Origin of the sequence: Priestia sp. YIM B13490 (genome assembly GCF_042787735.1) — a bacterium.
GTDB classification, from domain to species: Bacteria; Bacillota; Bacilli; order Bacillales; family Bacillaceae_H; genus Priestia; species Priestia megaterium.
Window position 1 is genome coordinate 703,288 of the sequence record NZ_JBHZOT010000001.1, and the last position, 24,736, is coordinate 728,023.

The following is a 24,736-nucleotide window of genomic DNA, read 5'->3' on the forward strand; positions in this document are numbered from 1 at the left end:
TAAATAAATAATAATAAGAGAAAAGAGGATGAAACATGTCAACAACTGATAGCAATGTGCAAAATGAAAAACAAGAAAATCAGCAGCAGGAAGAAAAAACGCAAAACTCTTTAAATCTTGCCATTTTAGGAGGCGTAGTAGGAGCGGGAATTGGACTTCTTTCAAGTCCTCAAACGAGTAAAAAAGTACTCAGCCGCTTAGGACAATCAGAAATTGTACGTGCGACAGGACAAGAGTTAAGAAGAAACGCACAGGATATTCTAACGCAGCAAGCGATGGGAGCATTAAGACAGACGGCTACAGGCTATCTTGAAAAAGACAATTTAAGCAAGCTGCTGGCACCTAAAAAGAAAAAAGAAGATGCATCAAATGAACAGGGAAATTCGCAGGAAGAAGTCAGCCAAAGCGCAGAAATGGAAACGTCTCAGTACGAAGAGCTAAAAGAAGAAAATAAAAATATGAACGACCAGCTGCAGCGCATTGAAGAGATGCTAAACAAACTCATGGACGCGAAGAAGTAAGATATCCGTCCTTAAGGGGAATTTCATGGATAAAAAAGATGTGGAGAAAGCAGCCTTAAAAGCAGGAAAAAAGATCATCGATCATACGCCTGAACCTGTTAAGGAAAAGGTAGAAGAAAAGGTTAAAGAAAAAGCGAAAGAAAAATTTGTCGAAAAAACTGAAGGGAAACTGCAGGAAAAAGCAAATGAAGCGTCAGAAAAACTGCAGGAAACAAAAGAAAAAAATGCCCAAAAGGTACACGGCAAAGGGGAAGACGCAAAAGAAAAGCTCCAAGACGTCTTACTATCAGTAAAAGATAAGCTTAGCGATGTGAAAGAAGCTGGAGAAAACTTTCAAGAAAAAGTTTCTTCTTCAGACGATAAAGAGAAGTCAAAAAATAAGCGGAAAATAAAAGGCGCAAATCAGATTAAAAAAGCAACGGATATTAAAAGCTCTACTAAGATTAAAAGTTCCAATGATATTAAATCATCTACAGATTTAAAAACAATGGGATCATAAGCGAAAGGAGAAATGAGATATGTCTATTCAAAAAAGTACTAATAGTTCAAGTTTAGCAGAAGTCATTGACCGTATTTTAGATAAAGGAATTGTTATTGATGCTTTTGCAAGAGTTTCTGTTGTAGGAATTGAGATTTTAACGATTGAAGCACGAGTGGTTATTGCCAGTGTTGATACATGGTTACGCTATGCAGAAGCAGTAGGGCTTCTTCGTGACGACGTAGAAGAAAACGGTCTTCCTGAACGTTCAAATTCAAGTGAAGGACAGCCGCGTTTTAGTATTTAATATGAAGTGATATGGAACCTTCCTTTTTTGAGGGTGGTTCCAGCTTTTAGATTTAACTATTGGAGGCTACTAAAAATGGAAATTAAAAAAATTATGCAAGCCGTGAACGACTTTTTCGGTGAACACGTAGCTCCTCCTCATAAAATTACCTCGGTGGAAGCTACTGAAGATGAAGGCTGGAGAGTTATTGTTGAAGTCATTGAAGAACGAGAATACATGAAAAAATACGCCAAAGATGAAATGCTCGGAACGTACGAGTGCTTTTTAAATAAAGAAAAAGAAGTCATTTCATTCAAACGACTCGACGTCAGATATAGAAGCGCCATTGGCATTGAAGCATAGACGATAAGATGGCAGGAGGAACGTAAAAATGACCGTCTTAACAGACAAAAGGAAAAAAGGCAGTGGAGCTTTTATACAAGATGACGAGACAAAAGAGGTTCTTTCAAGAGCGCTGAGCTATTTAAAATCCGGCTATTCCATTCATTTTACAGGTCCTGCCGGCGGAGGCAAAACCTCTTTAGCGCGAGCGCTTGCTAAAAAGAGAAAGCGTCCTGTAATGCTGATGCACGGGAATCACGAGCTCAACAATAAAGATTTAATTGGGGATTTTACGGGATACACGAGCAAAAAAGTAATCGACCAATATGTTCGTTCTGTCTATAAAAAAGATGAACAAGTGAGTGAAAACTGGCAGGATGGCCGATTGCTTGAAGCTGTAAAAAATGGCTATACGCTGATTTACGACGAATTTACTCGGTCTAAGCCTGCAACGAATAATATCTTTCTATCAATATTAGAAGAAGGCGTGCTTCCGCTGTATGGAGTGAAAATGACCGATCCTTTTGTGCGCGTGCATCCCGATTTTCGCGTCATCTTCACAAGCAATCCAGCTGAGTATGCCGGCGTATATGATACGCAAGATGCGCTTCTTGACAGGTTAATTACCATGTTTATTGATTATAAAGACATCGACAGAGAGACAGCGATTTTAACGGAGAAAACGGACGTAGAAGAAGACGAAGCGCGCACAATTGTAACGCTCGTAGCAAACGTGCGAAACCGCTCTGGAGACGAAAACAGCAGCGGACTTAGCCTTCGGGCTTCGCTTATGATCGCTACTCTCGCCACGCAGCAAGACATTGCTATCGATGGAAATGACGAAGATTTTCAAACGTTATGTATCGATATTTTGCATCATCCGCTTACCAAATGTTTGGATGAAGAAAATGCAAAAAGCAAAGCCGAAAAAATCATTTTAGAAGAATGTAAGAATATAGACACGGAAGAAAAGTAAAGGAGCTTGAAAACATGAGTGAAACAAACGAAACAGGTATTTATATTTTTAGCGCCATTCAAACGGATAAAGACGAAGAATTTGGCGCCGTGGAAGTAGAAGGAAAAAAAGCTGAAACATTTTTGATTCGCTACAAAGACGCAGCTATGGTAGCAGCTGAAGTACCGATGAAAATTTATCATCCTAATCGCCAAAATTTATTAATGCATCAAAACGCAGTAGCAGCGATTATGGACAAGAACGATACGGTTATTCCAATCAGCTTTGGGAATGTATTCAAATCCAAAGAAGATGTAAAAGTTCTTTTGGAAAACCTTTATCCGCAGTTTGAAAAGCTGTTTCCAGCGATCAAAGGAAAAATTGAAGTCGGTTTAAAAGTAATTGGGAAAAAAGAATGGCTTGAGAAAAAAGTAAATGAAAATCCTGAACTTGAAAAAGTATCAGCCTCCGTAAAAGGAAAATCAGAAGCAGCCGGTTATTATGAGCGTATTCAACTTGGGGGAATGGCTCAAAAGATGTTTACTTCCCTTCAAAAAGAAGTCAAGACAGATGTGTTTTCACCGCTTGAAGAAGCAGCGGAAGCAGCAAAAGCAAATGAGCCAACGGGCGAAACGATGCTTTTAAACGCATCTTTCTTAATTAACCGAGAAGATGAAGCGAAGTTTGATGAAAAAGTGAATGAAGCGCATGAAAACTGGAAAGACAAAGCCGATTTTCATTACAGCGGTCCATGGCCTGCTTATAATTTTGTGAACATTCGCCTAAAAGTAGAAGAGAAATAACGTGCTTCACAAATTAGTAACCGCCCCTATTAACCTTGTAGTGAAAATCGGCGAAAAAGTACAGGAAGAAGCTGATAAACAGCTATATGACCTTCCGACGATTCAGCAAAAACTCATTCAGCTTCAAATGATGTTTGAGCTTGGTGAAATTCCCGAAGAAGCGTTTCAAGAAAAAGAAGATGAATTGTTAATTAGGTACGAAATCGCGAAGCGCAGAGAAATTGAACAATGGGAAGAGCTAACAAAAAAAAGAAATGAGGAAGACTAGATGGGAGAATTACTGTATTTATACGGTTTAATTCCAACAAAAGAAGCAGCAGCCATAGAGCCGTTTCCATCTTATAAAGGGTTTGACGGAGAACATTCACTGTACCCAATTGCGTTTGATCAGGTGACGGCTGTAGTTTCTAAGCTGGATGCTGACACCTATTCAGAAGAAGTGATTCAAGAAAAAATGGAGCAGGATATGAGCTGGCTGCAGGAAAAAGCATTTCATCATCACGAGACGGTAGCCGCTGTGTACGAAGAATTTACGATCATTCCATTAAAATTTTGTACCATTTATAAAGGTGAAGAAAGTCTGCAGGCAGCTATTGAGATTAACAAAGAAAAGATAGAGAATTCACTGACGCTGCTTCAAGGAAATGAAGAGTGGAACGTGAAGATTTACTGTGATGATACGGAGCTTAAAAAAGAAATCAGCGAAACGAATGAAAGCGTGAAAGCGAAAAAAGAAGAAATTAGTCACTTATCACCAGGAAGACAGTTTTTTGAAAAGAAAAAAATAGATCAGCTGATTGAAAGAGAATTAGAACTTCACAAAAATAAAGTGTGTGAAGAGATACATGACAAGCTTAAAGAGTTATCGCTTTATGACTCAGTTAAAAAGAATTGGAGCAAGGACGTAACGGGCGCAGCTGAACAGATGGCGTGGAACAGCGTGTTTCTTCTCCCGTCTCTGCAGATCACTAAGTTTGTAACCGAAATAGAAGAGCTTCAGCAAAAACTTGAAAATAAAGGCTGGAAATTTGAAGTGACGGGACCATGGCCGCCCTATCATTTCTCGAGCTTTGCGTAAAGTGAGGAATTAACATTATGTCTCTTAAACAATCCATGGAGAATAAAGATATTGCTCTTATTGATATTTTAGATGTCATTTTAGATAAAGGAGTCGCCATTAAAGGAGACTTAATCATTTCCATAGCCGGCGTCGATTTAGTGTATTTGGATTTGCGGGTGCTTATTTCTTCGGTTGAAACGCTGGTTCAAGCAAAAGAAGGAAATCGCAAACCAATCACTTCTGAACAATTTGATAAACAAAAGGAGGAATTAATGGATGCAACCGGTCAGCCAAGCAAATGGACGAATCCACTTGGATCCTGATCAAGCTGAACAAGGCTTAGCGCAGCTTGTGATGACAGTTATTGAGCTATTGAGGCAAATCGTTGAACGTCATGCCATGAGGCGGGTGGAGGGTGGAACGTTGACGGACGAACAAATTGAAAACTTAGGAATTGCACTAATGAACTTAGAAGAAAAAATGGACGAGTTGAAAGAGGTGTTCGGTCTGGATGCAGAAGATTTAAATATTGATCTTGGACCGCTAGGCAGCCTGCTTTAAGCGGTCAGTAGGAGGAACAGTATGGCAGTCGAACATAATATGCAGTCAAGTACGATTGTAGATGTGCTCGAAAAGATTTTGGATAAAGGAGTCGTCATAGCGGGGGACATCACCGTAGGAATTGCAGATGTCGAGCTATTAACGATAAAGATCCGCTTGATTGTGGCTTCGGTTGATAAAGCAAAAGAAATCGGCATGGACTGGTGGGAAAATGATCCCTATCTCAGTTCAAAAGGAGCCAATAACAAAGCGCTCGAAGAAGAAAATAAAATGCTGCATGAGCGGTTAAAAACGCTTGAAGAAAAAATAGAAACGAAACGTTAAAAACTGTACGCTACTTAAAAAATGGAGGGATTTACAATGGCAACTGAAACAAAATTAGATAACACACAGGCAGAAAACAAGGAAAATAAAAATACGGAAAACGGTTCAAAAGAAAAGAACGGTTCAAAAGCAAGCAAAACAACAAGCAGCGGGCCAATCAAACGAGCGGTAGCAGGAGGCATCATCGGTGCAACGATTGGATATGTATCGACTCCTGAAAATCGAAAAAGTCTCCTTGACCGCATTGATACAGACGAATTAAAAAGCAAAGCATCTGATTTAGGAACAAAGGTAAAAGAAAAATCAAAAAGCAGTGTGGCCAGCCTGAAAACATCTGCGGGAAGCTTGTTTAAAAAAGATAAAGATAAAGATAAAGATAAAGATAAAGATAAATCAAAAGATGATGAAGAAAACGTAAATTCTTCTAGTAGCGAAACAGAAGACGATAACGTTCAAGAGTACGACGAGTTAAAAGAAGAAAATCAAACTCTTCAAGATCGCTTATCACAGCTTGAAGAAAAAATGAACATGCTTGTTGAGCTTAGCCTCAATAAAAATCAAGATGAAGAAGCGGAAGATACAGATTCCGACGAAGAAGAGAACGATGAAAACGAAGAAAACGAGCAGGACGACGAAAACGAAGAAGAAACATCTAAGCCTCGTAAAAAGGATAAAAAAGAAGCTGAGCAAGAAGAGGAAGAAGAAAGTGAAAGTGACGAAGACAGCGAGGAAGAAGAGGAAGATTCTCGCTCAAACAAAAAAAATAAAAAAGTAAAATCAGAAGAAGAAGACGAAGATGAAAGCGAAGAAGAAAAAAAGGAAGCGAAACCAAAAAAGTCAACAGCTAAAAAATCAAAAAATACAAAAGCAAAGAAAAACACAGACGAAGAAGATGATGAAGCAACATCTCTTTCTAGTGAAGACGATACAACAGCCTAAGACGTAAAGGAGGAAAGAAAGACATGAGTACAGGCCCTTCTTTTTCAACTAAAGACAGTACGCTTGAATACTTTGTGAAAGCTTCTAATAAACACGGCTTTTCACTTGATATTTCATTAAATGTAAACGGCGCTGTGATTTCCGGTACCATGATTTCAGCAAAAGAATACTTTGATTACTTAAGCGAAACGTTTGAAGAAGGCAGTGAAGTGGCTCAGGCGCTAAGCGAACAATTCTCTTTAGCAAGCGAAGCGAGCGAATCAAACGGAGAAGCAGAAGCCCATTTTATTCATTTAAAAAATACAAAGATTTACTGTGGAGACAGTAAATCTACTCCTTCTAAAGGAAAGATCTTTTGGAGAGGGAAAATAGCAGAAGTAGACGGGTTTTTCTTAGGAAAGATTTCTGATGCAAAATCAACGAGTAAAAAGAGTTCATAAAAAACGGCGGGGTGATTGCCCTGCCGTTTTTTAGTGATGTGAAGACATGTGCAGCTTCTTTTTTCGATACATGAGGGGAGTCATCTTCATTTCTTTTCGAAACTGATTAATAAAATAGCTTGTACTATTAAACCCTACTTGATAAGCGACGTACGTCACATTTGCTTCTGCTTGCTGCAGCATAACTAAGCTTTGTTGAATTCGATAGTTTAATACATAGGTCAAAGGCGATTTTTTTAACATTTTCTTAAAATATCGACAGCATTCAGAACGGCTCAATTGTCCGGCTTTGGCAATATCATCAAGCGTAATCTTTTCAGCAAAGTGCAAATGAATCCAATTGAGCATTTGCTTCATCCGCTGATTTTTGATCATTTCTTTTTCATTGTATTTCAGCTGCAAACCGTTAAGAATTAAATTTTTCCAAAGTATGCTGAGTTCAGAGGCAATCTCTATTTCATAGTGGTGCGGCTGCTTATGAATCCATGTGTGTATCTTATGTATAGACTCTAACACGTTGTTTCCCCAGGCTTGCTTTGGACTGATGAATAAATGTGATAGATTCGTTGCATGAATGTAGGGATAAACGTAATTTGTAAAAAGCTCTTGCGGCACAAGAAAATGAGGAGAAACATTTAAACAAATGTACACGCAGCCGGATTTGTTTATATCTTCAGTCATATGAAGACATCCGCTGTTAATAAACAGTCCGTAGCCTTGTTTTACAGTCACTGTTTTTTCATTTATTTGAAAAGAAGCATCACCTTTTATAACCAATACAAATTGAAGCTCATCATGCCAGTGAAGAGGGATGTAGCCGTTTATGTGATCACTGATCGTCGTTTGATAACATGCTACTGGCAGCTCAACGGTGCGATGGGTCGTTAGCTCTTTTAAGTTTTCATCAATTTTAAAATGGGCTGCTGGCATACATGGTCGCCTCAATATATTTATATTTTTTAATGCAATATGCGTATTTTCTGCCCCGTTTTTCACTTATTATAACACTATTCTTATAATAAAAGTGAGGGATGGAAGATGAACGATCTCAGCCGGAAAAAAGGGTTCTTCTTTGTAACAACTGGAGCTATATGTTGGGGGATGGGAGGGACGGTTGCTCAAAAGCTTTTTCAAGAATTTGAAATCAGTGTAGACTGGCTTGTTTCAGTACGGCTGCTCATTGCGGGTTTTTTGCTGCTAATGATTTCATGTATAAAAAATAATCATTCTCACGTATTTGGAGTATGGAAGAACCAAAAGGCAGCTCTTCAGCTCGTCGTTTTTGCCATATTTGGTATGCTCGCCGTTCAGTATACGTATATGGCTTCTATTAAGCATGGAAATGCAGCAGTAGCTACGCTGCTGCAGTATTTATCACCGGTGATGATTATCATTTACTTGCTTTTGCGCAAGCAGTCTATATTTACGCGACAAGACGTCATCACTGTTTTGCTGGCACTGGGGGGCTGCTTTTTTTTATTAACAAACGGCTCTATTTCTCAGCTGTCTGTTCCTGTATCTGCCGTTGTTTGGGGAGTGCTGTCAGGTGTAGCAGCAGCATTTTATACGCTGTATGCCGTGCCGCTGATCAAAAAGTACAGTTCGCTTGTCATCGTTGGCTGGTCAATGGTAATTGGGGGAAGCGTAATGAGCTTTATTCATCCTCCTTGGGAAGCGTCAAGCTTATCACCAATAACCTGGGGATATATTTTATTTGTCATTATTTTTGGCACGATGCTTGCTTTTTGGTTTTATGTAGAAAGCCTGCAAAGTCTTTTACCTAAAGAAACGAGTTTGCTTGGAAGTTTAGAGCCTTTAGCTGCTGTTATTACAACCGTTGTTTGGCTGAAAGAGCCTTTTGGTTTTTATCAATGGATAGGCACAGCTTGTATTATTGGATTAGTTTTATTACTCACACGAACGAAACAAGCATCTTCTAAGACGACACTTTCAGCATAAATAGGGGCTTGCTAAAAGAAGAAGCAAACCAATGTCACTTTTCCGCTGAATCTGTAGAAACTCGTTTGACTTTTAAAATCTTTACATATTGAATAAACACTCTTTCTTTTGTAGAGACATTTAATTTAGCAAGTCTTGATGCGTCATCTCGGTTTTTAGCAGATTCTATCACAAAAGTTCCTTTGATTTTGGCTTCATCTTTTAGAACGGAATACTGTATTTCAAATCGTTTTGCTTTCGTTTTCTGCATAGTGATTGATAAGCTCCTTTGCCTGGTAAATTGATGTATTGCTATGAAATAAGCTTCGATAAAAAGGAATAAAAGAACGTAACATATACTACTAAATGAAATGCAGAGCGGCAGTGACTTTTATCACACCACAACCTAGTATTTCATCTTTTTACCAAAAAAGATAGGGTGTTTTACCGTCGCTGCTTATAAAAACTTTTATTCTTTCTGCTTGACCTAGAGTTAACTCTATGGTTTATCTTGTAGTAGTATCATTTCAAGGAGGGGCTTTATATGAAGTATCATACAATTGCTAATACTGACTTACACGTATCAAATTTGATTATGGGAAATATGCGTTTAACAGAGCTTTCTTTACAAGAAGCAGAGAAGCTAATCCGCACAGCGATGGAAGAAGAAATTAACTTTTTTGACCATGCTGATATTTACGGTCCTGATTATGTGGGACAATGCGAAGAGTATTTTGCAAACGCTATACAAATGAATTCAAGTCTTCGTGAGAAAATGGTGATTCAAAGTAAATGTGGCATTAACGCAGCGAAAAATTACTATGACTTTTCAAAGAAGCATATCATAGACTCTGTTAACGGCAGCTTAGAGCGCTTAAAAACAGATTACTTAGATCTTTTATTACTTCATCGCCCAGATCCGCTAATGGATCCTGAAGAAGTAGCAGAAGCGTTTAATGAGCTTCAAAGCAGCGGAAAGGTACGTCACTTCGGTGTGTCGAACCACAACCCAGCGCAAATTCAGCTGCTTGAAAAATATATCAACCAAAAGCTTGTCGTAAACCAAGTGCAGTTCAGCATTGCACATACGCCAATTATAGACTCCGGTATTTCTTTAAATATGGGCATCGACCAAGCTGTGAACCGCGACAGCAGCGTGCTTGAATATTGCCGTTTAAATGATATAACGCTTCAAGCGTGGTCGCCATTCCAAAATGGATTTTTCGAAGGACCTTTCTTAGGCGACAAAGAGAAATTTGGAAAGCTAAACGAAGTGATTGATCGCATCGCAAGTAAGTATAGCGTGACGAATACAGCGATTGCCGTTGCGTGGATCACAACTCATCCTGCAAATATTCAAGTGGTGCTTGGTACGACAAATATTCAGCGTATGAAAGATGCAAGTAAAGGTTCAGAAATCAAGTTAACGCGCGAAGAGTGGTACGATATTTATAAAGCCGTTGGCAACATGGTGCCTTAAGCGCTACAGTTCTTAAAATAAAGCAGGTAACTCCGTTCGGATATGGAACGGAGTTACCTGCGTTTTACGATAAGTAACTACTGGTTAAGCTAGAAAAAGATTTAGCAGCAGCTCAATTATTTTTGTGACGCCAAGACCTAACAAAAAGGCAATAAAACCGCCAATTACAATGGTAAGCATCATGTGAGCAGTATTCATCGTATTCATCCTTTCAGGTTTAAATATATGTTGCTTGCTGCTTGTACAAAAAGTCTCCAGCATAAAGAGCTCAATGAAGAAGACTATAAAAGAATAAATCCTCGAGATAACTAGAGGTCAAGACAAACTCATCATGTTTTTCTGAGAAGTTTAAGGTGTAGGAGGAAGCAGTATGACGTATACCATTTCACAAGTGGCAAAAAAATTGAACGTGACAATTTATACCATTCGCTATTATGATAAAGAAGGGCTTTTTCCATTTTTAGATCGTACAGCGTCAGGGAATCGTATTTTTAAAGAACAAGATATTGAATGGATTGATTTAATCTGCTGTTTAAAAAGCACAGGTATGCAAATCAAGGACATTCGGACGCTTATTGAAAACTGTACGCTTGAAAATGCCGTGCTTGATAAAAGCCTGCAAATGCTGATGGATCATAAAAAAGCGGTACAAAAAGAAATCGAAGAAATCCATCACAAGCTTGAGACGATTGATTATAAAATTAAGCACCTGCCGGAAATGTACGAGCGAATTGTTAACAAGCCTTCAAACTAAACAAAAAAGGAAGCGTAAAAATGATCGAAAAAGTAGTACCTCTCACTGCAGAGAATATGCAGCAGTGCATTAACTTGTATATGAATGTATTTACAAAAACACCTTGGAATGAGCCGTGGACAGAGAAATCTGCTAGAGAAAGGCTGACTGATTTACTGAACACACCTAAATTTATGGGCTATTTATTTTATGACCAAGGAGAGTTGATTGGAATGATTGCAGGTCACGCGAAAAAATCATACAGTAGTATGACCTTTTACGTGGCCGAGCTTTGCGTCAGCGCAAGCGCGCAGGGAAAAGGGTACGGTTCAGCTATCTTAAGCCGGTTTGAGAACGAACTTCAAAAACACGAGATTAACAGCTTGTATCTCTTGACGGCGACTGGAGGAGCTGCACAGGCTTTTTATGAAAGAAACGGCTATAGTGTCAATGATCAGCGCGTTGTCTTGAAAAAAACGTTTGTTTAATGTTTAGCACCTACATAGAGCAGGAAGAGAGTTGCAGAGTGACTCTCTTTTTAATTAATCTTTTTATCTATTAATATGTAGAAGAAAAGGAAGTATGAACAAGAAAAATAAGGTGATGGGAAGAAGCAGACAAGAAACGGCAGATTAAAAAGATCTATTTTTTTTATAATAGTTAGCCTTATTATGACCTGGTTGATAAGCACATTTAAAAACAGTGCCCATTATGTGGACACTGCTTTTTCATAATAAAGTGGAAAGCTAGCTTTTGGTAAAAAAATTAGCAGAAATGAAGCTGTTCATCATTATTTCTAATGATTAGCAACCGCCAAATCCTCCCCAGCAAGCACAGCCGATGATGATTAATAAAATGAATAATACGATGATTAAAGCAAAGCCACTGCCAAACCCGCAGCCGCCGCCGTAACCGTAACCGCCATAACCACAGCCACCATAGAAGCCCATATATTTCACCTCCAAGTTCTGAGTACATTTTTAACATATGCCTGAAATGCAAAAATGCTCCAAAAATATCCAATGATTTCAATGAAAATAAAAAAAGATAAGAAAATAAGATGGACACGGTACTTTTTTTCGCTTTCTACATAGGATGAATCATCCCAAGATCTCATATATGAGCCCCCATGTTATAACAAAGCAGGCTAATACCACTTCCTCCTTAGCCTGCGTACATAATGAAGGAGAAGCCGAAGAATTTTTTCTTCGGCTTCTTATTTTTTACTATGAAATAAACATGTTAGTACTTTCCCTATACCATTCTAAGTCAGGGTCCGCTTCTTTTTGTATGTATTAGGTACTAAAGAGAAATCAAGCTCATTTTCATATAAACCTAGTAATTTTCTTTTTTTCGTAATTCTTTTCCCTTATTTTCAGCATAACCAAGATATTTGCCCAAGACAGCGGATAGGTAAATGCATATTCATGGGTGAAAGCAAAAACAAAAAAACGGAGGTTTCTCTTATGAATTCAGAAATGCATTTTTTACCTACTATGTATTCTCAAGATCATCATCAACTTCAACAAGCAGATGAAAGGTTTATTGGCAGACCGTTTGGCTTTGGCAGACCGTTTGGTTTCGGACGCCCGTTTGGCTATGGCTTTGGCAGACCGTTCGGCTATGGCTTTGGAGGTCCATTTTTAGGAGGATTAGCAGGAGGGCTAGTAGCAGGCTCACTGTTATCACCATATGGCTATGGAGGCTACGGTTACGGTTATGGTGGTTACCCGTATGGAGGCTATGGAGGCTACGGCGGCTATGGCGGCTATGGCTTTGGCTGCGGCTGTTAAACGCAAGTAAAAGGAAAATCTCAGAAGAAATATTTTTCACATCATTCTTTTCTATAAAGAAGTCTGTTTTGGAACGTAAGGCTTTATATCCATCCACAGTTAATCAGAGCGTGCACCCCACTTAATATAAAAAACCATCTGGTGAGTTTCCAGGTGGTTTTTGATTTTTACATAGGGAAGAAATAAAAAATAGCGGCAGAAAGAGATAAAGAAAAGATGTTAGAATCGTGCTTTTTGTTCTTTACATTACAGTAAGAAACGCTTACTATGTGAGAAAATGGAAATGTTAATGAAGCATTCTTTTTACATAACTTTCTGTGAGAAGTAAAAGAGGGAGAGACATAACATGATCGAAAGTCATACTATTTATTTACGCCCGTTAACTGTCAGCGATGCGCACGACAGCCTTCGATTGCAAAAGGACAATCGCGGCTTTTTTGAACAGTTTTCTATGATTCGAGAGCATTCTTTTTATACGTTAGAGAGCCAAGTAGAAAAAATTCAGCGTCACGAAGAGAATAGAAAAAACGATGAAGAATACTATTTTGGTCTTTTTCAAAAAGAGAATAATAAGCTGATTGGCACCATTAGTCTTTTTCAAGTGCTGCGCGGATCTTTACAAAGCGCGTTTATCGGCTATTTCCTAGATCAGCATCATAATGGAAAAGGGTACGCAACAGAAGCCGTAAAAGCACTTGTTGACTATGCGTTTGAAGAGCTGCATCTTCACCGCATTGAAGCCGGCGTTATGCCACGTAATTTGCCTTCTCAGCGCGTATTAGAAAAAGCAGGTTTTCATAGGGAAGGAATTGCTAGAAAAAATGTAAATATTAATGGCATATGGGAAGACCATCAAGTCTTGGCTATTCTTAACCCTAATGATGAAATAGAAGAAATAAACGAGTTCTTAAAATTTTGATATACGTTTTTACATTTAAAATTTATAATGAGAATAAGAGAATAGAACAGTCTATATTTAAATAGTAGGTGACTAAGGTAATGGAAGAGAGGAACATCAATGAAAAAGCCGTTTGGGATGTATTGCAGATGGCTAGCGAAGTAGTCGGAAGCAGGACGCTGTTTGTAGGGATTTTCGACGAACAATTTTCAGTTATGAAAGCCTTTAATAAAGAAGGGGGAAGCCTTGTAGAGGATGGACTGACGCTGCCGTTAGAGCTTGCGGTATGCAACTTAGTTACGTGTGATGAACCCCTTGTTATTCCCAATACAAAACGCGATGTTAGAACGTCTAATTTAGCCATCATTGATGGTGCCCGGGTAGGTTCTTATTTAGGAACACCGATTGTGCTAGAAGACGGGAGAATGTTTGGTACCTTATGTGCGGTCGATCCGGATCCTTATCAGTTTAGCGAAAGTGAAATTCAAGGGTTAAACCGGCTGGCTGGTATTTTGTCTCATATTATTTATAAAAATCAAGCGGCTGTTTTGCCGAAAATTGAAGAGAAAATTCTGCAGCTTGATAAACTGGCGCTCGTAGGGCAGCTAGCAGCAGGATTAGCGCATGAGATTCGAAACCCGATGCAGTCGGTGCGTGGCTTTATTCAATTTTTATTTAATGAAAATGAACAGGCAGAGCCTTTTCAAAAAATTGTTCTTGATGAACTGGACCGCATGAATGAACTTATTAACAACTTCTTGCTTGTCACGCAGCCAACAGCGCCTAAAAAAGAAATCGTATCGATTGTAGAAGTTATTCATGATACCGTTGCTTTCTTGAAAAGTGAAGCTGCGCTATATAATGTCGAAATGAACGTAAGAATAGAAGGAGCCATTCCCCTTGTATCAATCGATCCTGCTCAAATGAGACAAGTGTTTATGAACCTTTTGAAAAACGCCATTGAAGCAATGGAGAAAAAGAAACGCGGGGAAGTAAATCTTATTATCAAAGAATGGGAAGATTGGGCTCTTATTGACATTCAAGATACCGGTTCTGGGATTCCGCTATCCATTATTAATAAAGTAGGAAATCCATTTTTCTCAACAAAAGATGGAACAGGCATGGGGTTAGGGCTTTCTATTTGTAAAACGATCATCAACGAGCATAACGGTAAGCTTGCGATTGAAAGTGATGAGAACGGGACAGTGGTGACGGTTAAGCTGCCTTTGACGCTTTAAGATAAAACAAAAAAGAAAGGAGAGCAAGCACTCATCCTTTCTTTTTTGCTGACCTTTTTAATATGCTGAACTGTCTTCAATCCAGTATTCATAGTCTTCCGCATCTTTTTTATTTAACTTTTTGCCGTTGATGTAAATTTTGTCCCACTCGTAAATTTGTTTATCCAAATAAACGTTAAATACAATGCGTATGTGCTCTTTTTCTGTATAATCGTAGCCGGTAAATTGTACAACGTGATGACGGCCTTCTTGCTTGATGTAGGTCCATTTTGGATGATCGTTGTACGTTTCAAGCGTAATTGCTTCGTCGCCGTAGCGAACTACATCTTTAATATTCGTTTTTGTTGGTAAAAGTGATAATCCTGCTCCGACTCCAAAAGTAATCACAAGCGCTAAGATGCTTAAACCAATAGCAATTCCGATGTGAGTGCCGCCTTTTATTTGCAGATAAGCTTCTTTCCGCTGCTCCGGCTGAGCTCCGGCTCGAGCTAACACGTTTTTAACGTGCTTATAATACCAGCGGTTGGCACATAGCCCTGTAATAAGTGAAGCACCGCCAAACACAATTGCATCGGACCACTCTGGTATGTCTACAAAGCACAAAAGGGAAAACCAAATTACCTCAATAAACGTTAAAATAAAAAAGTGCTTATACATTTTTCGGTATGCAAACCAAGCGCTTGTCAGAAAAAAGGCTGCCCAGTTCCACGTGTTGTTTTTAGCTGGATTAGCTGTTTTTCCCCACTTCAAATCATAATAGGACGTATTTGTTCGAACTACTTTATGCTCTTCTTCAAAAGACATGAGTTCATCTACTGCTTGTTCTTCCATTTAAAACACCTTTCATTGGTTATAATCTATCATCTAAAATGACTCTATTATTATACATTATTTCTAGTATTTTTCTATTCTTCCTTAAATTATTTTTAACGTAAGAATATTTGCCCTGTTGGTTTTTTAACGGGAACTTTCATAAAAAAGAAGAATATGGTAGATTTGAAGAAAAAGGAGCTCCTTGAACATGAATCATTTAAAGAAAGCCCTGTACCAATCGTGGTCAATTCATTCAAGCACAAAGTGGACGGCTGACAATCCTTCTAAGGGACAGTGCGGCGTGACAGCTCTTGTCGTTCAAGATATTAAAGGAGGATATATTTTAAAAACTCCGTGTAAAGAAGGATGGCATTTTTATAATCAGCTTGATGAACAGCGCTATGACTTTACACAAGAACAATTTCCTGAGTCTCTCCAATATGCAGACATTTTATCCAGTCGGGAAGAAGCGTTTATGGATACCAATAAGGAGCAATATGAGGCTTTAAAGAAAAACGTAATGACCTATTTTATACATGAAAATTTGCTTTAGAAAGGAACACATAAATGAAAAGTATTCAGTATTCCATTGTTGATGTATTTGCACAGAGAAAATATACGGGAAATCAGCTCGCTGTTTTTAAAGACGCAGGAGGACTTTCAGATAAAGAGATGCAGCAAATGGCTAAAGAAATTAATTTTTCTGAAACGACGTTTATCACGTCTTCTTCTGCAAAAGGAGAATATAACGTGCGGATTTTTACGCCTAATGAAGAAGTACCGTTTGCAGGACATCCGACGCTCGGAACCGCTCATGTTATCCGAGAAGAACTAGAAGAAAAAGATACAGAGGAACTTATTCTTCATTATAAAGCAGGTCCTACGCTCGTTACATATGATGAACAAAAAGATGTGCTGTGGATGACACAAGGTCAGCCGACGTTTGGGAAAGTGTTAGATAAAAAGCAAGTTGCGGATGTGTTAAACCTTGATGAAGCTTATATCGATATGCGTTTTCCCGTTCAAGAAGTATCCACCGGTCTGCCGGTCATCCTTGTCCCGTTAACATCATTAGAAGCAGCTAAAGAGATACATGTAGACAAAGAAAAATATTTCAAACTGATAGAAAATACAGAAGCGAAAGCGATTATGGTCTTTTCGCCGGAAACCTATCACCAAGATCATCAGCTAAACGTACGAGACTTTGCCGACTACTACGGCGTTCCAGAAGATGCAGCAACCGGCAGCGCCAACGGCTGTTTAGCAGCATATTTAGTTAAATACCGTTATTTTAATCAGCAAGCTATTGACATACGTGTAGAACAAGGATACGAAATAGGAAGACCTTCACGGCTGTATGTAAAAGCTAGTTATGATGGAGAAGCTTTTTACATTAAAGTAGGCGGAAAAGTAGAGATGATTGCGAGAGGCGAATGGATTTTGTAACAAGCCGTTCATCTGCTGTTCACAATAAGTTCTTATCCTAATAAAAACGCAATAGGACCACGGCGTTTGGTTACACTAGTAAACAGATAGATACTGAAAGAATAAGTGATGGCGGCCAAAAGGCCGCCATTTTAAATGGTTGATAAAAGGAGTGGCAGAAAAAATGATTCACATTTTACTGGCGGATGACGATGAGCATATGCGGCAATTAGTTCGTCACTATTTGCAGCTTGAAGGCTATATGGTGCATGAAGCAAAAGACGGCGAGGAAGCTTCGGGTCTGCTTGCTAAGCAGCACATTCATTTAGCGGTTGTCGATATTATGATGCCTCATAAAGACGGATATGAAGTTTGCGAAGAAATACGCAGCTATTATGATTTTCCCATTATTTTATTAACAGCAAAAGATCAGCTCGAAGACAAAGAAAAAGGCTTTTTAGCAGGAACGGATGACTATGTTACAAAGCCGTTTGAACCAAAAGAATTGATTTTCCGAATCAAAGCACTGCTGCGCCGATACGAAGTGGTAAATGAAAAGATGATCGTGCTGAACAGCACCTCTATCGACCGAAAAAGCTATGAAGTGCACTGCAGCGGACGACTGTTAATTCTTCCAATGAAAGAATTTGAATTATTAGCTCAGCTCGCGAGCTATCCAGGAAGAATTTTCACAAGAGAAGAATTAATTCACCTGATATGGGGAGCGGATTTTAACGGAGATAACCGCACAATCGATGTACACGTGAAAAGGCTGCGCGAAAGGTTTGAACATACCGATGATTTTGTCATTACGACGGTTCGAGGCGTCGGCTATAAGCTTGAGGTGAGGGCAAAATGAAGACGCTCTATTTGCGGATTGTTCTGACGACCATTGCTGTAATGGTATTTAGCAGTCTCCTAGCGTTTATTTTAGCAAACGTTTATTATCAGTACAGCTTAAAACCTTATAACGATCAAAAGCTTACGCGTATGGCAAAAGACATTGGGAGCTTTTACGAAAGCAATAGGGGCGTGGATCAACAAGCTTATTTACAGCATATTAGTAAATTGGGCTATCAAATATATGTGGTGGACAGGAGCGGACATGAGACGTTTTACGGACGGGAATTTAGAAATCAGCGCTTAGAAAAGAGTGCTGTCAAACAAGTACTGGACGGAAAAATGTATCACGGAATTGCAAACTTTCCTTCACAGGTGTTTGTGACGGGATTTTTTGATAATGTGTTAGCCAATAGCATCGGCGTGCCGTTAAAAGGAGAAAGTAACAAGCAGCAAGCGCTGTTTATTCGCCCTGATATTCAGCTGCAGTTCGGGGAAATGCGCATTTTTTTCTCGGTCATTTTACTGCTGATGATTGTATTAAGTATTTTATTTGTACTTATTAGTACGCGTTATTTAGTAAAGCCAATTGTCAAGCTAACGGAAGCGACAAAACAAGTGGCAAAAGGAAAATACAACGTCGAGCTGTACGTAAAGCGCCGAGACGAAATCGGCGCGCTTGCTTCACATTTTTCCGAGATGGCTAAAAGTTTAGAGCAGCTTGAAGAGATGCGCCAAGAATTTGTATCCAACGTGTCACATGAAATTCAGTCTCCGCTGGCGTCCATTCAAGGATTTTCGAAAACGCTCCGTTCTGCTAATCTTTCAGATGAACAGAGAAATGAGTACCTGTCTATTATTGAAGAAGAAAGCCGGCGCATGTCGTCACTCAGCAAACAGCTGCTTACGCTTGCTTCACTTGATAAAGAAAGTGAGCATATCGAAAAAAGTACGTTTGATGTTGCAGCTCAAATCAAGCAAGTGCTGTTTATGACGGAGTGGAGCTGGCGTGAAAAAGAGCTGGCTATTGAAATGGATCTTCCTTCAACGATGATTTCAGGCGATCAAAAACTGCTTCATCAAGTGTGGACAAATTTGATTACAAACAGCGTAAAGTTTACGGAAGAAGGAGGAACGCTCTCTCTTCGCGTTGGCATGGAAGACACGCATTGCCACCTGGAATTTCAAGATACGGGAATCGGTATGTCAAAAGAAAGCCTCCCGCATATTTTTAATCGTTTTTATAAAGAAGATAAAGCAAGAAGCCGGACGGAAGGAAGCAGCGGTCTTGGCCTAGCGATTGTAAAACAAATTGTCGAAATGCACGGAGGTTCCATTCACGTTGAAAGCGAAAAAGGAAAAGGCAGCACCTTTCACGTTTATCTTCCGAAAATGTAATGAGCCGTTCATCTTCCATTCATTTTCTATTTTTATACTTTAAATAGAATTAAAAAAGGAGATGAAAGAAACATGTTTTTGGCTTTACGTGAATTGAAACATGCGAAGCTGCGCTACTTACTCATTGGCGTGATTATGGTGTTAATTGTATGGCTTGTGCTTTTTGTATCAGGCTTAGCAAAGGGGCTTTCCTCTGACAATGCTTCAGCTGTTCAAGAAATGAAAGGAAATTACGTTGTGCTTCAAAAAGAAGCGGATCAACGCCTGACGCGCTCTGTTTTATCTATAAACAAAACAGAAGATATTCAACAGCTAAGCGGCAAGAAAAATGCTGAGCCGCTTGGTGTGATGATGACAGCAATTATAAATGAAGGAAAAGCCAAAAAAATAGACGCCTCGTTTTTCGCCATAAGCACAAGCGGCTTTTTAGCTCCGAACGTAATAGAAGGGAAGATGATTACGGACGATGCGAAACATGAAGCCGTGGCGGACTCTTCGCTAAAAGAAGAAGGAGTAAAGCTAGGTGATATGATAAAAGATACGGCTTCAGGAAAAAGCTTTAGAATTGTTGGTTTTACAAAAAATCAGTCGTTTAGTCACGCGCCTGTTATTCATATTAATTTTACAGAGTGGAAGACAATTGAAAGCACAGGTGCCTTTAATGCAGTGGTGTTAAACATGAACGATAAAAAAGCACATGCTCTTCAAAAAAAGAAGTCGGACATTGATGTGATTAGTAAAGATGAAGCGTTAAAAGGAATTCCTGGCTATCAAGAAGAACAAGGCTCGCTTTTAATGATGGTCGCGTTTCTGTTTATCATTGGCGCTTTTGTATTAGCCGTTTTTTTCTACGTGATGACGCTTCAAAAAATGAATCAGTTTGGGGTGTTAAAAGCGATAGGAGCAAAAACAAGTTATTTAGCGCGAACGATTTTATCTCAAGTGGTTGTGTTAACTTTATGCAGTCTCGCTATTAGTATTGGACTGACGTACGGAGTAGCTGCCATTTTGCCTGATTCGATGCCATTTTACTTGGATTTATCGCTAATCGCCGGCTGTTCGGCGCTGTTTGTAGCTGTTTCTGTACTGAGTTCATTATTGTCGCTGTATCGCGTAGCAAAAGTAGATGCAGTTGAAGCGATTGGGAGGGCTGTTTAATGAGTGAAGAAAAATTAGTTTTAGAGAGTATTAGCAAGTCATTTGGAGACGGAGAAAACGCTGTAGTCGTGTTAAATGACCTATCGCTGCGTGTAAAAGCAGGAGAGCTTGTGGCGATTGTCGGTCCTTCTGGTTCCGGGAAAAGTACCTTTTTATCCATTGCAGGCGCGCTGCTTTCGCCGTCTAGCGGACGTGTGATTATTGACGGAGACGAGATTAATAAAATGTCTCCATCACAAATGAACAGCATTCGCCTGAAGAAAATTGGCTTTATCTTTCAAGCAGCTAATTTAATTCCGTATTTAACGGTTCGCGATCAGCTTCTTCTTGTCACGGAACTAGAAGGAAGTCGAAATAAAGAAGCGAAAAAAAGAGCGGATGATTTGCTTGAAAAACTAGGGCTTGCTCATCGAAAGCATCACTATCCTGAAAGTCTATCGGGCGGAGAACGCCAGCGGGCAGCGATTGCAAGAGCGTGGATGAATAACCCTGAAATTATCTTTGCAGATGAACCGACGGCAAGCTTGGATTCAGAGCGAGGAAGAGCAGTCGTGCAAATGCTCGCAGATGAAGTAAAGCTAAGGGGCAAATCAGCTGTAATGGTTACGCATGACCAAAGAATGCTGGATTTATGTGATCGCGTTGTGTGGATGGAAGATGGAAAATTAGTAGAATCAAACAGCGTGCAAGTTTAAAAAAGTGCTGCTCTTGACAAGAGCAGCGCTTTTTTTGCGTTCTGCATTGTGCATATATTTGTCGTCTCAATTTGGAGCTTCCATACATTTGCTTCTTTATTAGTAGATGGGTTAGTTATTCATATTCCACTTCTTTAAAAAGCGTATAGCCAAAATAAAACAACGCTATTTAGGAAGGAAGAAAATAAGAAACAGGAAATGAAAAGGCAATGAAGAAATAGTAAAAAGGTGATGAAACGATGAGAAAAAGGAGTGAAAGCAATGATTAAAAAAGTCGGTCAAATTATGGTGTATGTAAACGATCAAGATCAAGCGGTAAAGTTTTGGACAGAAAAAATGGGATTTCAAGTTATGTCTGAACAAAATAATGAACAAGGCATGAAGTGGATTGAGCTAGCGCCGGTAGTGGGTGCTGAAACAACTATTATCCTTCATAACAAACAGCTAATAGCAAAAATGCAGCCAGAATTAAATGTCGGGACTCCTTCGCTGCTGTTTTTTACAGAGAATGTGGATGAACTATACGGAGATTTAACAGCTAAAGGCGTAACAGTGGGAGAAATTGTATCCATGCCTTCAGGAAAAGTCTTTAACTTTTCAGACAGTGAAGATAACTATTTTGCAGTTATGGAAACCGTAAGTAATAAATAGAAGAAAAACAAAAAACACCGGGAGCATATACATTCTTCTCGGTGTTTTACAGGCAAAACAGGGGGGATTACTCTTCATTACCATTAGTGAAATTAAATTCAGTTAGCTTATTTCGCCCGTACTTTCCTGCGATTTGTCCTTCTTGATTAGCATTTTGTCCGCCATTTTTGGCAATCTGTCCACCTTGAGATGCATTTTGCCCGCCGTTTATAGCAATTTGTCCGCCTTCATATGCAATATTTGTATAATAATTAATGGTTACACAGCATGTTTTTTTCTTGCGCGGACGCTTTTTAAAAGAATAATCGCTTGCTACATAATATTTGTCATCTGCTGAATTGTAGTAGCAATAATATTTTTTTATAGGATTCACTCCTTTCATCATAACTACTATATTTTATTCGTTATGCAAAGGTGTGCTTGTACACACGTGTATTAATATTCGTTTTATTTCTACAGAACGTAATAAGCTATTTTATAAGTCAAGGAGTGATGCTTCTCATGATAAAACTAATAGGAGAAAAAGTGTCGTTAAGAGAAGCGACACAGGAAGACGTTAATGAACTTTATTACTGGAAGTACGAAGAAAAAAAACAAGAAGCAAAAAAGTGGAATGCTCCGTACATACCAGAACGAAGACTCACGAAAGAAAAGTATATAAACTCATGGAAAAAAGAATATGAGCTTTTTCCGTCAGTTCCTCGAATACTTGCGATTATTATTAATGAAAAAACGGTGGGGACCGTGAGCTGCTATTGGGTGGACAAGCATACAAACTGGCTGGAAACCGGAATTGTCATTTACGACCCAGACTATTGGAGCGGAGGATACGGAGCGGAAGCTTACCGCATGTGGGTTGATTTTTTATTTGAATCTACACATTTACATAGACTCGGTATGTCCACATGGTCAGGCAATATCAGAATGATCAAAACAGCGGCAAAAATAGGTATGAAAGAAGAAGCAAGAGTCAGAGAAGCACGTATCGTAAACGGTGAATATGTTGATAGCATCAAAATGGGAGTGCTGCGAAGGGAATGGAACAAAAAGGTGCAGCAGGAGCTCTAATACCCTGTGTACTATGTTTTCCTGTAAACGTTTGTTTTTTATCCATAATTGAACTAAGCAGTTTAGTTTGATATATCCTAATACGGGGAATAGAGGGGAGATGGGGACGTGTAAGATTTTTATATAATTTAAAACTTCTTCTTTCATGAACGGAAGAAGTTTTTCTTATGTGAAATCATGTCATATGTCAAATCTAGCATGTATAAGATAGAAAAGAGGCAATATAGCCGTACTCTCTCCTACTACAAAAAAGTTAGAAACAAACTGTGTGTATCTTTATGAAAGAATGCACTTATGGCAGAGAGAATGATGGTTGCGATGGAGGTAACTAGATGAACGTTGATGGAGAAAATAAAGTTCCTCATTTTTATTCACTGCGGTCTGTTTCGCAAAAATTATTTGAGGTTATTACCAAACAGCTGAATGTCCGCACAACGTACGTAACTAGAAAAGGAGAAACAGCGATGACGGTCCTCAGCTCATATAACGAGAAGGAAGAAATTATTCCTGAAGGATACAGCGTTGAATACGGAGGTACATACTGCCGCTTAATCATTATGAATGACGGAGACGTTATGCATACGGCAAATCTGATGAAGGATGCCGTTACCAGACAGCTAGAAGTAACGGATCAATTGCAGGTAAAAGGTTTTTTAGGTGTTACATTAAAAGATTTAAAAGGAAATGTATTTGGAACACTCTGTGTAATGGACAAGCAAGAAAAAGAATTTTCAGGAGAAGATATTGCTTTTTTACAATCAATGGCAGGTATCTTATCTCATATGATCGATCTGGATGAAACACGATATCAGATGGGGTTTTTAAGTGTCCCAATCATTCCGATTACAGAAGGTGTTTCGATTCTTTCTCTTCAAGGTATTATTGATAAAGAGCGTGCGGATCAGATTATGACAGATGTGCTTCACGATGCAGCTCATAATGAAATAGATTACTTTATCATTGATTTATCGAAGCTGCTTCTGAGAGAAAAAGAGTTTCCGAATTTCTTCTTAAAAATGATTACAGCACTTCAGCTCATGGGTGCTCAAGCAGTTATAACAGGTGTAACGCCCACATTTGCGAAAGAGCAAATTAAAAATCATGATTTGAAAAACTTACAGTTAAAAGTCGTGAAAAATATTCAACAAGCTCTTCAATGTGTGGGGTATAACTTAATCAAAACATGAAGCAAGCCTTAGCTCTATGAGCCAAGGCTTATTTTTGTGTATGTATATAACAAGCTGGTATGATCAGAAGCTGTGAAAGCATCAAATGCAGCATAAAGTGAATATAGATAAAGAATATAACTTTATTGAAGCCTTGCGTGATGATCATTACGCATCTTTTGACGGTGTAAGAAATAGCCGCGGGAGAGGCCTGCGTATGGCTGATGATCTTTTTTGTGGTATGCAAAAACATCATGGGGGGGAAATACATGCGAGTAAACTTCAAAAGGTCCGCACAAGCGGGTGTGAATATGAAAAAGAAACAGCCGAGAACACTTCAGTCCACGTTAAACACAATAGGGATACTTATGTTTATTGGAATTTTGATCAGGTGGTGGACCGTGCCGTTTGCCGTTAGTAAGGATCTCCGAATTTACTATAATCAAGATTTTCAAATGACATTGAATGAGTGTAAAGAGTTTCTTGCATTCGTTTTATGCGCAGCAAGCGTGTATTTTAGTTTAGTAAACGTCTACTTTTTAGGAAAAACAGGTAAAAAACTAGTCTATACCGTTCTTGTTTTACTGGCTGTTTTTAACCTCTATATGATGCTTGCACTTCTTGCTGTAGCCACACATTAAAGGCGTGCGTGCAGCTTAAAAGAAAGAGGTCAAACTTCCTTTCTCTTTTAAAGTGCTTTGCGATTTTTTTATGCGAAAAACAGATAGAACTT

General features: G+C 38.9%; 35 protein-coding genes. 30 read left to right on the forward strand and 5 right to left on the reverse strand.

The features are described 5' to 3' along the window. The first annotated feature begins 35 nt into the window (after positions 1–35). The 13 genes from gvpT (ACFX4R_RS03920) (at position 36) to gvpU (ending at position 6,709) form a co-directional block, all read left to right on the forward strand. Positions 36–521, forward strand: coding sequence for a GvpT/GvpP family gas vesicle accessory protein (gvpT, locus tag ACFX4R_RS03920; RefSeq protein WP_043981351.1), 486 nt, complete (start codon positions 36–38; stop codon positions 519–521). A 25-nt stretch (positions 522–546) separates the two neighbouring features. Next, complete coding sequence (gvpQ, locus tag ACFX4R_RS03925) at positions 547–1,020, forward strand: gas vesicle protein GvpQ (RefSeq protein WP_025751002.1); 474 nt, start codon at positions 547–549, stop codon at positions 1,018–1,020. Between the two features lie 19 nt (positions 1,021–1,039). Beyond that, a complete protein-coding gene (gene gvpA, locus ACFX4R_RS03930) occupies positions 1,040–1,306 on the forward strand; it encodes a gas vesicle structural protein GvpA (protein WP_013057997.1) in 267 nt (88 codons plus the stop codon). Positions 1,307–1,381: 75 nt separating this feature from the next. Then, entirely contained in the window at positions 1,382–1,648 is a 267-nt protein-coding gene (gvpO, locus tag ACFX4R_RS03935; protein ID WP_013057996.1) for a gas vesicle protein GvpO, read from the forward strand. Between the two features lie 28 nt (positions 1,649–1,676). After that, positions 1,677–2,603: a gas vesicle protein GvpN gene (gene gvpN, locus ACFX4R_RS03940; RefSeq protein ID WP_025751003.1), complete on the forward strand. Its 927-nt coding sequence runs from the start codon at positions 1,677–1,679 to the stop codon at positions 2,601–2,603. A gap of 14 nt (positions 2,604–2,617) precedes the next feature. Then, a complete protein-coding gene (locus ACFX4R_RS03945) occupies positions 2,618–3,385 on the forward strand; it encodes a GvpL/GvpF family gas vesicle protein (protein WP_280559992.1) in 768 nt (255 codons plus the stop codon). Between the two features lies 1 nt (position 3,386). Beyond that, positions 3,387–3,653, forward strand: coding sequence for a gas vesicle protein GvpG (locus ACFX4R_RS03950; protein ID WP_377568897.1), 267 nt, complete (start codon positions 3,387–3,389; stop codon positions 3,651–3,653). Continuing rightward, the gene (locus tag ACFX4R_RS03955; RefSeq protein WP_377568900.1) at positions 3,654–4,463 is read left to right on the forward strand and encodes a GvpL/GvpF family gas vesicle protein; all 810 of its coding nucleotides are present in this window, start codon (positions 3,654–3,656) and stop codon (positions 4,461–4,463) included. A gap of 17 nt (positions 4,464–4,480) precedes the next feature. After that, positions 4,481–4,768 (forward strand): gas vesicle protein, encoded by a 288-nt coding sequence (locus ACFX4R_RS03960; protein ID WP_013057991.1) that lies wholly within the window; start codon positions 4,481–4,483, stop codon positions 4,766–4,768. Continuing rightward, on the forward strand, positions 4,722–5,006 hold the full coding sequence (locus ACFX4R_RS03965) for a gas vesicle protein K (RefSeq protein WP_013057990.1): 285 nt from the start codon (positions 4,722–4,724) through the stop codon (positions 5,004–5,006). Before ACFX4R_RS03960 ends, ACFX4R_RS03965 begins: the two co-directional genes overlap by 47 nt. A gap of 21 nt (positions 5,007–5,027) precedes the next feature. After that, the gene (locus ACFX4R_RS03970) at positions 5,028–5,330 is read left to right on the forward strand and encodes a gas vesicle protein (protein ID WP_013057989.1); all 303 of its coding nucleotides are present in this window, start codon (positions 5,028–5,030) and stop codon (positions 5,328–5,330) included. 36 nt (positions 5,331–5,366) lie between these two features. Beyond that, positions 5,367–6,269 (forward strand): GvpT/GvpP family gas vesicle accessory protein, encoded by a 903-nt coding sequence (gene gvpT / locus ACFX4R_RS03975; RefSeq protein WP_377568903.1) that lies wholly within the window; start codon positions 5,367–5,369, stop codon positions 6,267–6,269. 23 nt (positions 6,270–6,292) lie between these two features. Beyond that, on the forward strand, positions 6,293–6,709 hold the full coding sequence (gene gvpU, locus ACFX4R_RS03980; protein ID WP_014459206.1) for a gas vesicle accessory protein GvpU: 417 nt from the start codon (positions 6,293–6,295) through the stop codon (positions 6,707–6,709). A 30-nt stretch (positions 6,710–6,739) separates the two neighbouring features. Here the strand turns inward: gvpU and ACFX4R_RS03985 are convergent, their stop codons facing one another. Next, positions 6,740–7,639, reverse strand: a complete 900-nt coding sequence (locus tag ACFX4R_RS03985; RefSeq protein ID WP_043981354.1) for an AraC family transcriptional regulator — start codon at positions 7,637–7,639, stop codon at positions 6,740–6,742. Positions 7,640–7,747: 108 nt separating this feature from the next. Between ACFX4R_RS03985 and ACFX4R_RS03990 the strand changes: the two genes are divergently transcribed. Continuing rightward, positions 7,748–8,668: an EamA family transporter gene (locus tag ACFX4R_RS03990; RefSeq protein WP_043981355.1), complete on the forward strand. Its 921-nt coding sequence runs from the start codon at positions 7,748–7,750 to the stop codon at positions 8,666–8,668. Between the two features lie 34 nt (positions 8,669–8,702). Here ACFX4R_RS03990 and ACFX4R_RS03995 read toward each other — a convergent pair whose 3' ends face one another. After that, positions 8,703–8,918 carry a hypothetical protein gene (locus ACFX4R_RS03995; RefSeq protein WP_028409323.1) on the reverse strand — a complete coding sequence of 72 codons (216 nt, stop codon included), beginning with the start codon at positions 8,916–8,918 and terminating at the stop codon, positions 8,703–8,705. Positions 8,919–9,191: 273 nt separating this feature from the next. Here ACFX4R_RS03995 and ACFX4R_RS04000 point away from each other — a divergent pair, with 273 nt between their 5' ends. From ACFX4R_RS04000 to ACFX4R_RS04010, 3 genes are all read left to right on the forward strand, one after another. Further along, complete coding sequence (locus ACFX4R_RS04000; RefSeq protein WP_377568906.1) at positions 9,192–10,127, forward strand: aldo/keto reductase; 936 nt, start codon at positions 9,192–9,194, stop codon at positions 10,125–10,127. Between the two features lie 370 nt (positions 10,128–10,497). Beyond that, entirely contained in the window at positions 10,498–10,881 is a 384-nt protein-coding gene (locus ACFX4R_RS04005) for a MerR family transcriptional regulator (RefSeq protein WP_025751010.1), read from the forward strand. 20 nt (positions 10,882–10,901) lie between these two features. After that, positions 10,902–11,348, forward strand: coding sequence for a GNAT family N-acetyltransferase (locus tag ACFX4R_RS04010; protein ID WP_043981356.1), 447 nt, complete (start codon positions 10,902–10,904; stop codon positions 11,346–11,348). A 315-nt stretch (positions 11,349–11,663) separates the two neighbouring features. On the opposite strand, the gene ACFX4R_RS04015 is transcribed toward ACFX4R_RS04010, so the two are convergent. Further along, positions 11,664–11,810, reverse strand: coding sequence for a YjcZ family sporulation protein (locus tag ACFX4R_RS04015; protein WP_013057978.1), 147 nt, complete (start codon positions 11,808–11,810; stop codon positions 11,664–11,666). A 516-nt stretch (positions 11,811–12,326) separates the two neighbouring features. On the opposite strand from ACFX4R_RS04015, the gene ACFX4R_RS04020 reads away from it, so the two are divergent. From ACFX4R_RS04020 to ACFX4R_RS04030, 3 genes are all read left to right on the forward strand, one after another. Then, positions 12,327–12,653, forward strand: coding sequence for a hypothetical protein (locus tag ACFX4R_RS04020; RefSeq protein ID WP_377568909.1), 327 nt, complete (start codon positions 12,327–12,329; stop codon positions 12,651–12,653). A gap of 346 nt (positions 12,654–12,999) precedes the next feature. Continuing rightward, positions 13,000–13,572, forward strand: a complete 573-nt coding sequence (locus tag ACFX4R_RS04025) for a GNAT family N-acetyltransferase (protein ID WP_043981357.1) — start codon at positions 13,000–13,002, stop codon at positions 13,570–13,572. Between the two features lie 80 nt (positions 13,573–13,652). After that, positions 13,653–14,789, forward strand: a complete 1,137-nt coding sequence (locus ACFX4R_RS04030) for a GAF domain-containing sensor histidine kinase (protein ID WP_043981358.1) — start codon at positions 13,653–13,655, stop codon at positions 14,787–14,789. A gap of 57 nt (positions 14,790–14,846) precedes the next feature. Here ACFX4R_RS04030 and ACFX4R_RS04035 read toward each other — a convergent pair whose 3' ends face one another. Continuing rightward, complete coding sequence (locus ACFX4R_RS04035; protein WP_162214601.1) at positions 14,847–15,620, reverse strand: DUF2628 domain-containing protein; 774 nt, start codon at positions 15,618–15,620, stop codon at positions 14,847–14,849. Positions 15,621–15,810: 190 nt separating this feature from the next. Here ACFX4R_RS04035 and ACFX4R_RS04040 point away from each other — a divergent pair, with 190 nt between their 5' ends. The 7 genes from ACFX4R_RS04040 to ACFX4R_RS04070 all read left to right on the forward strand — a co-directional run bounded on the left by ACFX4R_RS04040 (position 15,811) and on the right by ACFX4R_RS04070 (position 21,769). Further along, the gene (locus ACFX4R_RS04040; protein ID WP_043981360.1) at positions 15,811–16,155 is read left to right on the forward strand and encodes a YunG family protein; all 345 of its coding nucleotides are present in this window, start codon (positions 15,811–15,813) and stop codon (positions 16,153–16,155) included. 14 nt (positions 16,156–16,169) lie between these two features. Further along, entirely contained in the window at positions 16,170–17,048 is an 879-nt protein-coding gene (locus ACFX4R_RS04045) for a PhzF family phenazine biosynthesis protein (protein WP_377568914.1), read from the forward strand. Between the two features lie 163 nt (positions 17,049–17,211). Beyond that, positions 17,212–17,886 (forward strand): response regulator transcription factor, encoded by a 675-nt coding sequence (locus tag ACFX4R_RS04050; protein ID WP_097822811.1) that lies wholly within the window; start codon positions 17,212–17,214, stop codon positions 17,884–17,886. Continuing rightward, entirely contained in the window at positions 17,883–19,265 is a 1,383-nt protein-coding gene (locus ACFX4R_RS04055; RefSeq protein WP_377568918.1) for a sensor histidine kinase, read from the forward strand. The genes ACFX4R_RS04050 and ACFX4R_RS04055 overlap by 4 nt, the downstream gene beginning before the upstream one ends. A 72-nt stretch (positions 19,266–19,337) precedes the next feature. Next, positions 19,338–20,423 carry an ABC transporter permease gene (locus ACFX4R_RS04060; RefSeq protein ID WP_323618185.1) on the forward strand — a complete coding sequence of 362 codons (1,086 nt, stop codon included), beginning with the start codon at positions 19,338–19,340 and terminating at the stop codon, positions 20,421–20,423. Next, on the forward strand, positions 20,423–21,118 hold the full coding sequence (locus ACFX4R_RS04065; protein WP_323618186.1) for an ABC transporter ATP-binding protein: 696 nt from the start codon (positions 20,423–20,425) through the stop codon (positions 21,116–21,118). The genes ACFX4R_RS04060 and ACFX4R_RS04065 overlap by 1 nt, the downstream gene beginning before the upstream one ends. A 261-nt stretch (positions 21,119–21,379) precedes the next feature. Beyond that, a complete protein-coding gene (locus tag ACFX4R_RS04070; protein ID WP_377568923.1) occupies positions 21,380–21,769 on the forward strand; it encodes a VOC family protein in 390 nt (129 codons plus the stop codon). Between the two features lie 67 nt (positions 21,770–21,836). Here the strand turns inward: ACFX4R_RS04070 and ACFX4R_RS04075 are convergent, their stop codons facing one another. Next, entirely contained in the window at positions 21,837–22,142 is a 306-nt protein-coding gene (locus ACFX4R_RS04075; protein WP_241771377.1) for a hypothetical protein, read from the reverse strand. A 128-nt stretch (positions 22,143–22,270) separates the two neighbouring features. On the opposite strand from ACFX4R_RS04075, the gene ACFX4R_RS04080 reads away from it, so the two are divergent. The 3 genes from ACFX4R_RS04080 to ACFX4R_RS04090 all read left to right on the forward strand — a co-directional run bounded on the left by ACFX4R_RS04080 (position 22,271) and on the right by ACFX4R_RS04090 (position 24,644). Continuing rightward, positions 22,271–22,837, forward strand: coding sequence for a GNAT family N-acetyltransferase (locus ACFX4R_RS04080; RefSeq protein ID WP_043981367.1), 567 nt, complete (start codon positions 22,271–22,273; stop codon positions 22,835–22,837). A 332-nt stretch (positions 22,838–23,169) separates the two neighbouring features. Continuing rightward, complete coding sequence (locus ACFX4R_RS04085; protein ID WP_043981368.1) at positions 23,170–24,024, forward strand: GAF domain-containing protein; 855 nt, start codon at positions 23,170–23,172, stop codon at positions 24,022–24,024. A 248-nt stretch (positions 24,025–24,272) separates the two neighbouring features. Further along, positions 24,273–24,644: a hypothetical protein gene (locus ACFX4R_RS04090; protein ID WP_043981369.1), complete on the forward strand. Its 372-nt coding sequence runs from the start codon at positions 24,273–24,275 to the stop codon at positions 24,642–24,644. The last annotated feature ends 92 nt before the right edge of the window (positions 24,645–24,736 follow it).

Coding starts and splice junctions, on each gene's coding strand:
- ACFX4R_RS04040 (WP_043981360.1), top strand. CDS start 15,811: ATGAATCATTTAAAGAAAGCCCTGTACCAATCGTGGTCAATTCATTCA.
- ACFX4R_RS04030 (WP_043981358.1), top strand. CDS start 13,653: ATGGAAGAGAGGAACATCAATGAAAAAGCCGTTTGGGATGTATTGCAG.
- ACFX4R_RS04045 (WP_377568914.1), top strand. CDS start 16,170: ATGAAAAGTATTCAGTATTCCATTGTTGATGTATTTGCACAGAGAAAA.
- gvpN (WP_025751003.1), top strand. CDS start 1,677: ATGACCGTCTTAACAGACAAAAGGAAAAAAGGCAGTGGAGCTTTTATA.
- ACFX4R_RS04015 (WP_013057978.1), bottom strand. CDS start 11,810: ATGGGCTTCTATGGTGGCTGTGGTTATGGCGGTTACGGTTACGGCGGC.
- gvpQ (WP_025751002.1), top strand. CDS start 547: ATGGATAAAAAAGATGTGGAGAAAGCAGCCTTAAAAGCAGGAAAAAAG.
- ACFX4R_RS04070 (WP_377568923.1), top strand. CDS start 21,380: ATGATTAAAAAAGTCGGTCAAATTATGGTGTATGTAAACGATCAAGAT.
- ACFX4R_RS03990 (WP_043981355.1), top strand. CDS start 7,748: ATGAACGATCTCAGCCGGAAAAAAGGGTTCTTCTTTGTAACAACTGGA.
- gvpT (WP_043981351.1), top strand. CDS start 36: ATGTCAACAACTGATAGCAATGTGCAAAATGAAAAACAAGAAAATCAG.
- ACFX4R_RS04085 (WP_043981368.1), top strand. CDS start 23,170: ATGAACGTTGATGGAGAAAATAAAGTTCCTCATTTTTATTCACTGCGG.
- ACFX4R_RS03965 (WP_013057990.1), top strand. CDS start 4,722: ATGCAACCGGTCAGCCAAGCAAATGGACGAATCCACTTGGATCCTGAT.
- ACFX4R_RS04090 (WP_043981369.1), top strand. CDS start 24,273: ATGCGAGTAAACTTCAAAAGGTCCGCACAAGCGGGTGTGAATATGAAA.
- ACFX4R_RS04080 (WP_043981367.1), top strand. CDS start 22,271: ATGATAAAACTAATAGGAGAAAAAGTGTCGTTAAGAGAAGCGACACAG.
- ACFX4R_RS03995 (WP_028409323.1), bottom strand. CDS start 8,918: ATGCAGAAAACGAAAGCAAAACGATTTGAAATACAGTATTCCGTTCTA.
- ACFX4R_RS04025 (WP_043981357.1), top strand. CDS start 13,000: ATGATCGAAAGTCATACTATTTATTTACGCCCGTTAACTGTCAGCGAT.
- ACFX4R_RS03985 (WP_043981354.1), bottom strand. CDS start 7,639: ATGCCAGCAGCCCATTTTAAAATTGATGAAAACTTAAAAGAGCTAACG.
- ACFX4R_RS04060 (WP_323618185.1), top strand. CDS start 19,338: ATGTTTTTGGCTTTACGTGAATTGAAACATGCGAAGCTGCGCTACTTA.
- gvpT (WP_377568903.1), top strand. CDS start 5,367: ATGGCAACTGAAACAAAATTAGATAACACACAGGCAGAAAACAAGGAA.
- ACFX4R_RS03970 (WP_013057989.1), top strand. CDS start 5,028: ATGGCAGTCGAACATAATATGCAGTCAAGTACGATTGTAGATGTGCTC.
- gvpU (WP_014459206.1), top strand. CDS start 6,293: ATGAGTACAGGCCCTTCTTTTTCAACTAAAGACAGTACGCTTGAATAC.
- ACFX4R_RS04020 (WP_377568909.1), top strand. CDS start 12,327: ATGAATTCAGAAATGCATTTTTTACCTACTATGTATTCTCAAGATCAT.
- ACFX4R_RS04055 (WP_377568918.1), top strand. CDS start 17,883: ATGAAGACGCTCTATTTGCGGATTGTTCTGACGACCATTGCTGTAATG.
- ACFX4R_RS04000 (WP_377568906.1), top strand. CDS start 9,192: ATGAAGTATCATACAATTGCTAATACTGACTTACACGTATCAAATTTG.
- ACFX4R_RS03945 (WP_280559992.1), top strand. CDS start 2,618: ATGAGTGAAACAAACGAAACAGGTATTTATATTTTTAGCGCCATTCAA.
- ACFX4R_RS04005 (WP_025751010.1), top strand. CDS start 10,498: ATGACGTATACCATTTCACAAGTGGCAAAAAAATTGAACGTGACAATT.
- ACFX4R_RS04010 (WP_043981356.1), top strand. CDS start 10,902: ATGATCGAAAAAGTAGTACCTCTCACTGCAGAGAATATGCAGCAGTGC.
- gvpO (WP_013057996.1), top strand. CDS start 1,382: ATGGAAATTAAAAAAATTATGCAAGCCGTGAACGACTTTTTCGGTGAA.
- ACFX4R_RS04035 (WP_162214601.1), bottom strand. CDS start 15,620: ATGGAAGAACAAGCAGTAGATGAACTCATGTCTTTTGAAGAAGAGCAT.
- ACFX4R_RS04050 (WP_097822811.1), top strand. CDS start 17,212: ATGATTCACATTTTACTGGCGGATGACGATGAGCATATGCGGCAATTA.
- gvpA (WP_013057997.1), top strand. CDS start 1,040: ATGTCTATTCAAAAAAGTACTAATAGTTCAAGTTTAGCAGAAGTCATT.
- ACFX4R_RS03955 (WP_377568900.1), top strand. CDS start 3,654: ATGGGAGAATTACTGTATTTATACGGTTTAATTCCAACAAAAGAAGCA.
- ACFX4R_RS03960 (WP_013057991.1), top strand. CDS start 4,481: ATGTCTCTTAAACAATCCATGGAGAATAAAGATATTGCTCTTATTGAT.
- ACFX4R_RS04065 (WP_323618186.1), top strand. CDS start 20,423: ATGAGTGAAGAAAAATTAGTTTTAGAGAGTATTAGCAAGTCATTTGGA.